This is a genomic window from Nocardioides sp., assembly GCF_016462705.1.
In the GTDB taxonomy this organism is placed as follows: Bacteria; Actinomycetota; Actinomycetes; order Propionibacteriales; family Nocardioidaceae; genus Nocardioides.
The window spans coordinates 1-9,182 of sequence record NZ_JAEMSS010000166.1 but is presented as its reverse complement, the minus strand read 5'-3'; the positions used below and the strand labels follow the sequence as shown (position 1 = coordinate 9,182).

Annotated in this window: 10 protein-coding genes; 7 read left to right on the top strand and 3 right to left on the bottom strand. The window is 71.9% G+C overall.

What is annotated here, in order from left to right; all coding sequences use genetic code 11:
- Both JHD21_RS17590 and JHD21_RS17585 read right to left on the bottom strand, forming a co-directional pair.
- On the bottom strand, window positions 1–1,000 hold a 1,000-nt coding region (locus JHD21_RS17590; protein WP_292677810.1), incomplete at its 3' end, for a lysine 5,6-aminomutase subunit alpha.
- A complete protein-coding gene (locus JHD21_RS17585; protein ID WP_292677809.1) occupies window positions 997–2,046 on the bottom strand; it encodes an L-erythro-3,5-diaminohexanoate dehydrogenase in 1,050 nt (349 codons plus the stop codon). The genes JHD21_RS17585 and JHD21_RS17590, both read right to left, overlap by 4 nt.
- A gap of 87 nt (window positions 2,047–2,133) precedes the next feature.
- Between JHD21_RS17585 and JHD21_RS17580 the strand changes: the two genes are divergently transcribed.
- A complete protein-coding gene (locus JHD21_RS17580; RefSeq protein ID WP_292677807.1) occupies window positions 2,134–3,588 on the top strand; it encodes a lysine 2,3-aminomutase in 1,455 nt (484 codons plus the stop codon).
- A gap of 1 nt (window position 3,589) precedes the next feature.
- Here the strand turns inward: JHD21_RS17580 and JHD21_RS17575 are convergent, their stop codons facing one another.
- Window positions 3,590–4,048 (bottom strand): Lrp/AsnC family transcriptional regulator, encoded by a 459-nt coding sequence (locus JHD21_RS17575; protein WP_292677805.1) that lies wholly within the window; start codon window positions 4,046–4,048, stop codon window positions 3,590–3,592.
- Between the two features lie 39 nt (window positions 4,049–4,087).
- Here JHD21_RS17575 and JHD21_RS17570 point away from each other — a divergent pair, with 39 nt between their 5' ends.
- The 6 genes from JHD21_RS17570 to JHD21_RS17545 all read left to right on the top strand — a co-directional run.
- A complete protein-coding gene (locus tag JHD21_RS17570) occupies window positions 4,088–5,023 on the top strand; it encodes a 5'-3' exonuclease (protein ID WP_292677803.1) in 936 nt (311 codons plus the stop codon).
- Window positions 5,020–5,640, top strand: coding sequence for a hypothetical protein (locus JHD21_RS17565; RefSeq protein ID WP_292677801.1), 621 nt, complete (start codon window positions 5,020–5,022; stop codon window positions 5,638–5,640). The genes JHD21_RS17570 and JHD21_RS17565 overlap by 4 nt, the downstream gene beginning before the upstream one ends.
- A 45-nt stretch (window positions 5,641–5,685) precedes the next feature.
- Window positions 5,686–6,339 carry an SDR family oxidoreductase gene (locus tag JHD21_RS17560; protein ID WP_292677798.1) on the top strand — a complete coding sequence of 218 codons (654 nt, stop codon included), beginning with the start codon at window positions 5,686–5,688 and terminating at the stop codon, window positions 6,337–6,339.
- A 47-nt stretch (window positions 6,340–6,386) separates the two neighbouring features.
- Window positions 6,387–7,013 (top strand): urease subunit gamma, encoded by a 627-nt coding sequence (locus tag JHD21_RS17555; protein ID WP_292677796.1) that lies wholly within the window; start codon window positions 6,387–6,389, stop codon window positions 7,011–7,013.
- Window positions 7,006–8,709: an urease subunit alpha gene (locus tag JHD21_RS17550; RefSeq protein WP_292677795.1), complete on the top strand. Its 1,704-nt coding sequence runs from the start codon at window positions 7,006–7,008 to the stop codon at window positions 8,707–8,709. The genes JHD21_RS17555 and JHD21_RS17550 overlap by 8 nt, the downstream gene beginning before the upstream one ends.
- Window positions 8,709–9,182, top strand: a 474-nt coding sequence (locus JHD21_RS17545; protein ID WP_292677793.1) for an urease accessory UreF family protein, incomplete at its 3' end; no start/stop codon positions are given. The genes JHD21_RS17550 and JHD21_RS17545, both read left to right, overlap by 1 nt.

Sequence of the window (9,182 nt, the reverse complement as noted above, 5' to 3'; positions counted from 1 at the left end):
TGGCGAAGTACTCGTTGAGCAGCTGGCTCGTCGTGACCGTGTGCGCGGCCTCGACCGCATCGGCCGTGGTCAGGTAGTTGTCCTCGCCGGTGTTGATGATGATGCCGGCGCGGGCGTGGACCTGCCTGCTGAACCGCTGGTCGACGAACGTGCGCACCGGGTTGATGTCGCGGAAGAGGATCCCGTACATCGAGTCGTTCAGCATCATGTCGAGCCGCTCGAGGCCGGCGAGCGCCGCGATCTCGGGCATGCAGAGACCCGACGCGTAGTTGGTCAGCCGCACGTAGCGGCCCAGCTCCTTGCTGGACTCGTCGAGGGCGGCCCGCATCAGCCGGAAGTTCTCCTGGGTGGCGTAGGTGCCGGCGAAGCCCTCGCGGGTCGCGCCCTCCGGCACGTAGTCGAGCAGGCTCTGACCGGTCGAGCGGATCACGGCGATCACGTCGGCGCCCTCGCGAGCGGCCTGCTGCGCCTGGGGGATGTCCTCGTGGATGTCGCCGGTGGCCACGATGAGGTAGATCCACGGCTGGCGCGGGGCGTCGCCGATCCTGGCGATCATCCGGTCCCGCTCCACCCGGCGCTTGTCGATGAGCTTGATGCCGGCGCCGACCTGGCGTTTCGCGGCCGCCCGCGCGCGCTGGGCGTCCCGGCCCTCGGGCAGCCGGAACCGGACGGACCCGGCGCTCGCCTTCTGCGCCAGGGTGGCCAGGTCCTCCGCCTCGCCCCGAAGCAGCGCGTCCCACACCGGGAGCGCGAGGCCGTGGGCAAGGCCACCGTCCTCGTCGAGGTCGGCGCGGACGACGTCGGCGAGCCGGTTGACCCAGGGTGTGCCTTCAGCGTCGGCTCCCGCCAGTCCGGCGATCCGAAGAGTGGCCCGCTCCACGGAGACCGTCGTGTGCTGCTGGGCCAGCTTGACGATCGGGCGGCCGGCCTTGCGGGCGAGGGTGCGGGCCCGGCGTACGTCGGCGGGGTCGAGCTGCAGGACGGGCTTTCGCTTGGTCATGCGTCCACCAGCCGACGCTCGAAGAGGCCGCGGACAGCGTCGTTCTCCCGCAGCAGCTGCATGGCGTAGTCGGCGTGGCCGGGGACGTAGCCGTTGCCGACCAGCATGGTCACGTCGGCGGCCAGTCCCTCCGCGCCGAGCGCAGCGGCGGAGAAGGACGTCGCCATGGAGAAGAAGATGACCGTCCCGCCCGAGGAGGTGGCCAGGATGGCGCCGCCCTCGCAGCCGGGGACGTCGACGCAGACCACGGTGATGTCGGCTGTCCCCCCGACGGCCGACAGCACCGCGTCCCGGGTCGCGATCGGGTCGCGGGCGTCGGCGACCACCACGTGGTCGGCGAGACCGGTGCCGCGCAGCAGGTCCGCCTCCGCCTCGTGCGGGACGATCCCGACGGTCCGCTTGGCGCCGGCCTTCGCCGCGGCGGCCAGGCTCAGCGAACCCGACTTGCCGGCCGCGCCGACCACGGCCACGACCGGCTCGGCGTACTGGCCGACCACCCGGTGCGTGAGCGCCGGGGCGCCGCAGACGTCCATGACCGCGAGGCTGAGCTCGGCCGGCAGGTCGTCAGGGATCCGGGCGGCGATGGAGCGGCCGAAGAGCACGGCGTAGCCGTCGCACGGCACCTGCTCGGACAGACCGTCCCAGCCGGCCAGCCCGTCCTCGATGACCAGCGGCGTGAGCGTGAGCGACACGAGGGTGGCGACCCGGTCCCCCACCGCCAGACCGAGCGGTGACGTGGGGCCGACCTCCTCGACGGTGCCGACGAGCATCCCCCCGGACCCGGTCTCGGGGTTCTGCATCTTGCCGCGCTCGGCCACGATCTCGAGGACCTGTGCCCGGACGGCGCTCCCGGCGCCTCCGTGGGTGCGCTCCAGCTGCCGGAACGAGGCGGCGTCCAGGTTGAGCCGCTCGACCCGCACCCGAACCTCGTCGGGCCACAGCTCGCGCCGGGTGTCCAGGCGGGTGGCTGCCTGCGGCAGCACCGCCGGCTGGTCCAGGACCCGGTGCAACCCGGTCGGATCACCCGGAACTGCCTCGGCGCGCACGAAGTTTCTCCTCAGTAACATATCTGGACAGGATGATTTGCGGCGTGCTCTTGGACACACCGCAGATCGTCCACCTACAGTGTCACAGTGACCATTGAAACGTCCATCGGGCTCGGGACCGGGCAGCCCTACCCCTACCAGCGTGTCGAGCTCGTCGAGCCGGACTGGACCCGGTTCCCGGGGTGGCGCGAGGTCACCGCCGAGGACTGGGCGTCGGTCCAGTGGCAGCGCGCCCACTGCGTGAAGAACGTCAAGCAGCTCCGCGAGCTCCTGGGCGACCTGGTCGACGACCGGTTCTACGCGGACCTCGAGCGCGACCAGAACGAGCGGGCGACCATGTCCATGCTGGTCCCCCCGCAGATGATGAACACGATGGTCCCGCACGTCACTCCTGCCGGGCCGGGGTCGCTGACGGAGGCGTTCTACGCCGACCCGATCCGGCACTACATGCTGCCGGTGTTCTCCGACCGGCGCACCGACTGGCCCTCGCACCCGCACGCCACCCGGGACTCGCTGCACGAGCACGACATGTGGGCCACGGAGGGGCTGACGCATCGCTACCCCACCAAGGTGCTCGCGGAGCTGCTCCCCACCTGCCCGCAGTACTGCGGCCACTGCACCCGCATGGACCTGGTGGGCAACTCGACGCCGGTCATCGACAAGCTCAAGTTCGTCGCCAAGCCGAACGACCGGCTCGGCGACATGCTCGACTACCTGCGCCGCACCCCGCAGGTGCGCGACGTGGTCGTCTCCGGCGGCGACGTCGCCAACATGCCGTGGCCGCGGCTCGAGGCGTTCCTCACCGCGGTGCTCGAGATCGAGAACATCAGGGACATCCGGCTGGCCACCAAGGCGCTGGTGGGCCTGCCGCAGCACTGGCTGCAGCCCGACGTCGTCGAGGGGGTCTCCCGCGTGGCGGCACTCGCGCGGGCGCGGGGGGTCTCGATCGCCATGCACACCCACGCCAACCACGCGCACTCGATCACGCCGCTGGTGGCCGACGCGACCCGCGCGATGCTCGACGCCGGCCTGCGCGACGTCCGCAACCAGGGCGTGCTGCTCAACGGGGTCAACGCCGACCCGCACGCGCTGCTCGACCTGTGCTTCCGGCTACTCGACGGCGCGCAGATCATGCCCTACTACTTCTACATGTGCGACATGATCCCGTTCTCGGAGCACTGGCGGGTCTCGGTCGCCGACGCGCAGCGGCTGCAGCACCACATCATGGGCTACCTGCCCGGGTTCGCGACGCCGCGGATCGTCTGCGACGTCCCCTTCGTCGGGAAGCGGTGGGTCCACCAGCTCGCCGACTACGACACCGAGCGCGGCATCTCCTACTGGACCAAGAACTACCGGACCTCGATCGAGGCCGAGGACCCCGAGGCGCTGAACCGCACCTACGCCTACTACGACCCGATCCACACCCTGCCGGCCGCCGGTCAGACGTGGTGGGCCGAGCACGCCCGTGACGACGACGGGGTGCTCAAGGCCGCCGAGATGGCCGAGGCGTCGCGGCGTACGGCGGCGCTGCAGGCCTACTGAGTCACCCTCCGGTGACGGGACGGTTCTCGTAGTAGGTCGACAGCACGATGGTGGTGCGTGTCGAGACGTTGGCAGCCGCCCGGATCCGGGCGAGCAGGCCCTCGAGCTGGCTCGGTGTGCTCAGCCGGACCTTGAGGATGTAGGACTCCTCCCCCGCGACCGACCAGCAGGACTCGATCTCGGGGATGTCGCTCAACCGGTCAGGCGAGTCGTCCGGCTGGGACGGGTCGATCGGCCGGATCGAGATGAACGCGGTCAGCGGCAGCCCGATCTCGTCATGGTTGACGGTGGCGCCGTAGCCCAGGATCAACCCGCGCTGCTCCAGGCGCTTGACCCGCTGGTGGACGGCGGACGTCGAGAGCCCGGTGGCCTTCCCGAGGTCGGTGAAGGACATCCGGCCGTCGACGGCGAGCAACTCGAGGATCTTGCGATCGGTGGGCTCGAGATCGGACGGTGTCACGCGGCTCAGGGTAGAACCTGTTCTGACAGGATGCGGCAGATGACCACGACCCGGTCCGGCTCCGGTCGGCTGATGCTCCTCGACACCGCCTCGATGTACTTCCGGGCCTTCTTCGGGGTCCCGGAGATCACGGCCGCCGACGGCATCCCGGTCAACGCGGTGCGGGGGCTCCTGGACATGATCGCCCGCCTGGTCGGCGAGTACCGGCCGACCGACCTGGTGTGCTGCTGGGACGAGGACTGGCGGCCGCAGTGGCGGGTCGACCTGCTGCCGTCGTACAAGGCACACCGGGTCGTCGCCGCCCGGCCGACTGCCGTGGACGTCGAGGAGGTCCCCGACCCTCTGGAGGTGCAGATCCCGATCATCCTCGAGGCCCTCGAGGCCTTCGGCATCTGCGTCATCGGGGCACCCGCCGCAGAGGCCGACGACGTCATCGGGACGCTGGCGACCGACGCCGGGCAGCCGGTCGACATCGTGACCGGTGACCGGGACCTCTTCCAGCTGGTCGACGACGAGGCCGACGTGCGCGTGCTCTACATCGGCCGCGGCGTCAGCAAGCACGAGCGGGTGGACAACGCCTGGGTCCGCGAGAAGTACGGGATCGACGCACGCCAGTACGCCGACTTCGCGACGCTCCGGGGAGACGCGTCGGACGGGCTGCCGGGGGTGCCGGGCGTCGGTGACAAGACCGCCGCCACCCTGCTCAACCGGTTCGGTGACATGGCCGGCATCCTCGCCGCCGTCGACGACCCGGACGCCGACCTCGGTCCCGGTCCACGCGGCAAGATCAAGGCGGCGGCGGACTACCTGGCGGTGGCGCCGCAGGTGGTGGCGGTCTCGAGGGACCTCGACCTGGACCGGCGCGGCATCGGCTGCCCGGTCACTCCCCCGGACCCGCAGCGGGTGATCGACCTGGCGGAGAGGTACAACCTGGAGAGCCCCGCCGCTCGGCTGGTCCAGGCGCTCACGAGATGAGCCGCAGCGGCCAGGTCGTCGCCATGATGGCGGGCTGGTGGGTGGTGGTGGCCACTCCGACCGTGCTGCTCCGGCTGGGTCTCTTCGAGGCGAACGCACCCGCGGGCGTCGGTGGTGACATCGACGCGGAAGGAGGGCTGGTCCTCCTCTGGGTCATCAGCTACTGCGTCCAGGTCCTGGTCCTCGTCCTGCTCAGCAGACCTGTCGGGCACCTGTCGATGTGGTGGCTGTTCATGGGCTCGCTCCTGCCCTGGGTCGTGCACTACGGCGCCCCCTACAGCCTGGGCGCGTCCCTGGTCCTGCTGGTCCTGGCGGCTGGGGCCGCGGTAGCCGTCGCGGTCGCGGCGACGAGCGCCATCAGGCTGGACGAGCACGGCCGGCTGGTCACGGCGGTCGTCGTCCGCGAGGTGCCCACCCGGATGACCACGGTCGTCAACAACATCCACGTCCGGCGCAAGGTCGAGCTCGACATCCCGGCCGCGGACGGCTCCGGGAGCTACCGGGGTTCGCTGACCATGCTCTACGAGATGGGCACTCGGCCGATGCCTGGTGACCAGGTGCGGCTGCGCGTCGATCCCGACAACCCGAAGCGGTTCGCGCCCGCGACCGCGTCCTAGGTCCCCGGCCCAGGGTCCCAGCCGTCGCTGCGTACGGTGGTCGACATGCGAATCGCCGTCGTCGGTGGGCACGGACACGTGGCCAGACATCTACTCGTCGAGCTCCGGAGATCCGATCACGACGCCGTGGCGCTGGTGCGCCGCGAGGCCTACCGCGACGACTTGGAGCGACGCGGCGCCGAGGTCCGGATGCTCGACATCGAGCAGGCCGACGCGGCGGAGTTCGCAGTTGCCTTCTCCGGCTGTGACGCCGTCGTGTTCGCCGCGGGCGGCGGCCCGGACGGCAACAAGGGGCGCAAGCGGACCGTCGACCTCGAGGGCTCGCTGAAGTCGATGGCCGGCGCCCAGGAGGCGGGGATCTCGCGGTTCGTGCAGATCTCGGCGATCGGCGTCGACGACCCTCTCCCGGAGGACACCGGTGAGGTGTGGCGGGCGTACGTCGAGGCGAAGCGGGACGCCGACGCGGCGCTGCGGGAGAGCGGCCTCGACTGGACCATCCTCCGGCCCGGACGCCTGACCGACGCCCCGGCCACCGGGCTGGTGACGCTCGGCCACGACGTCCCGCGCGGTGACGTGACCCGCGCGGACGTGGCGGCGGTGGTCGCCGCGGTGCTCGGCCTCGACAGGACCCACGGCCGGCAGTGGGACCTGGTGAACGGCGACACGCCCGTCGCCGAAGCCGTCCGCGACGCCCCGTAGCAATGACCTGTAACACTGCCGTTACCCGCGGCACCTAGCGTCGCGTCATGCATCTCACCCCGGGCGACACCGAGAAGCTGCTGCTGGCGGTCGCCGGCATGGTGGCCCGGGACCGTCTCGACCGCGGCGTGCTTCTCAACCACCCGGAGGCGGTCGCGCTCCTGTCCACCTGGGTCATCGAGCGGGCCCGCGAGGGAGTCGGGGTTCCGGAGCTGATGGAGTCCGGCCGGCAGGTGCTCCGCGCCGACCAGGTCATGCCGGGGGTGGCGGAGATGCTGCACGACGTGCAGGTGGAGGCCACGTTCCCGGACGGCCGCAAGCTGGTGACGATCCACGACCCCATCGCCGGGGCGGACGGGGAGGGGCCGGGAGCCAAGCGCCTGGCGACCGGCTCGCTCGAGATCAACGCCGACCGCGGCGCCGACGAGCGGCACACCCTGGTGATCGTCAACACCGGCGACCGGCCGGTGCAGATCGGGTCGCACCTGCACCTGCCCGACGCGAACGCCGCGCTCGACTTCGACCGCGAGGCGGCCCACGGGTTTCGGCTGGACATCCCGTCGGGGACGTCGCGCAGGTTCGAGCCCGGGGCGTCCCGCGAGGTCGCCGTCGTCGCGCTGCGGGGCCGCCAGGTCGTCCCCGGCATCCAGGTGAGGGAGCGGACCGATGGCTGAGCTGACCAGGGCGGAGTACGCCGCGCTCTACGGCGCCACGACCGGTGACCAGGTCCGGCTCGGGGACACCGACCTGTGGGTCGAGGTGGAGCAGGACCTGACGTTCGGCGGGGAGGAGGCCGTCTTCGGCGGTGGCAAGTCCATCCGGGAGTCGATGGCCCAGGGCACCACCACCCGGGCGGGTGGTGCACCGGACACGGTCATCACGAACGTCGTGGTCCTCGACCACTGGGGGGTGGTCAAGGCCGACATCGGCATCCGGGACGGCCGGATCGTGGCGCTCGGCCGGGCCGGCAACCCCGACATCGCCGACGGCGTCCATCCCGACCTGGCGATCGGGCCCTCGACCGACGTCATCTCCGGCGAGGGCCGGATCCTGACGGCCGGGGCGATCGACGTCCACGTGCACTTCCTGTCGACCTCCCAGGTCCACGAGGCGCTCGCCACCGGCATCACGACGGTCGGAGGCGGTGGCACCGGACCGTCCGAGGGCTCCCGCGCCACGACGGTGACCCCGGGCGCGTGGCACCTGCAGGCGGTGCACCGGGCCCTCGACCACCTGCCCGTCAACGTCCTGCTCATGGGCAAGGGCAACACGGTCAGCGCGGAGGGACTTGCCGAGCAGGCCCTGGCCGGCGCGGCGGCGTACAAGGTGCACGAGGACTGGGGCTCGACCCCGGCCGCCATCGACGCCGCGCTCCGGGCTGCCGACGAGCACGGGCTCCAGGTCGCCCTGCACTCGGACTCGCTCAACGAAGCCGGCTTCCTGGAGTCGACGGTGGCGGCCATCGCGGGCCGCTCGATCCACGCGTTCCACACCGAGGGGGCCGGAGGCGGCCACGCCCCGGACATCATCGAGGTCGCCTCGCTCCCCCACGTGATCCCCGGGTCGACCAACCCGACGCTCCCGCACACGGTCAACACCGTCGCCGAGCACCTCGACATGCTCATGGTCTGCCACCACCTCAGCCCGCGAGTTCCCGAGGACCTGGCGTTCGCCGAGTCCCGGATCCGGGCGACGACGATCGCCGCCGAGGACGTCCTGCACGACATGGGTGCGCTGTCCATCACCTCGTCCGACGCGCAGGCCATGGGCCGGATCGGTGAGGTCGTGTGCCGCACCTGGCAGGTGGCGCACGTGATGAAGGCGCGCCGCGGGTCGCTCGGCGACGCGCTGCCCGCCGACAACGAGCGGGCCAGGCGCTACGTCGCCAAGTACACGATCAACCCCGCCGTCGCGCACGGGATCGCCCACGAGGTCGGGTCGGTCGAGGTCGGCAAGCTGGCGGACCTGGTGCTGTGGGACCCGCGGTTCTTCGGGATCCGGCCCGAGCTCGTCATCAAGGGCGGCGCGCTGGTGCGGGCCGCGCTCGGCGATCCCAACGCCTCGATCCCGACGCCGCAGCCGGTGCTGATGCGACCGACGCTCGTCGACGCCGACGGCAGCGACCACGCGGTGACCTTCGTGGCGCCGGCCGCCCTGGAGGACGGTCTCGCGGAGCGGCTCGGGCTGCGGCGCCGGCTCGCCGCGGTCACCCCGACCCGGGACATCGGCAAGGCGGACATGGTCAACAACAGCGCGCTGCCCACGATCGACGTCGACCCGGAGACGTTCGCGATCACCGTCGACGGCGACCTCGTCGAGCCGCGTCCCGCCGCCGAGCTCCCGCTGGCCCAGCTCTACTCGATGTTCTGATGACCGCCCTCTCGCTCCTGCTCGCCGACGCCCGGCTGCCGGCCGCCGGGCACACCCAGTCCGCGGGTCTCGAGCCAGGCATCGCCCACGGGCTGGCGCCCGCCGACCTGTCGGCGTACTGCCGGACCCGGCTGGCCACGGTCACCCGGACCGAGGCGGCGACCGCCGTCGTCGCCCGGCACCAGGCCCTCGGCCGCGGGTCGCTGGCGGCCACCGAGACCGCGTGGGCTGCCAGGACCCCGAGCGACGCGATGCGCGCGACCTCGCGCTCGCTGGGCCGCGGGCTCCTGAGGCTCGCTCGGCGAGCCTGGCCGGAGGCAGTCGCGCACTGGTCGGCGGGCGACCGGCCGCCCCGCCCGCTGGTGCTCGGGGCGATCGCCGCCGACACCGGGCTCTCAGCCGTCGACCTGGCCAGGGTGGTCGCCTACGACGACGTCCAGACCGTGCTGGCCGCCGCCCTCAAGCTCCGAGCT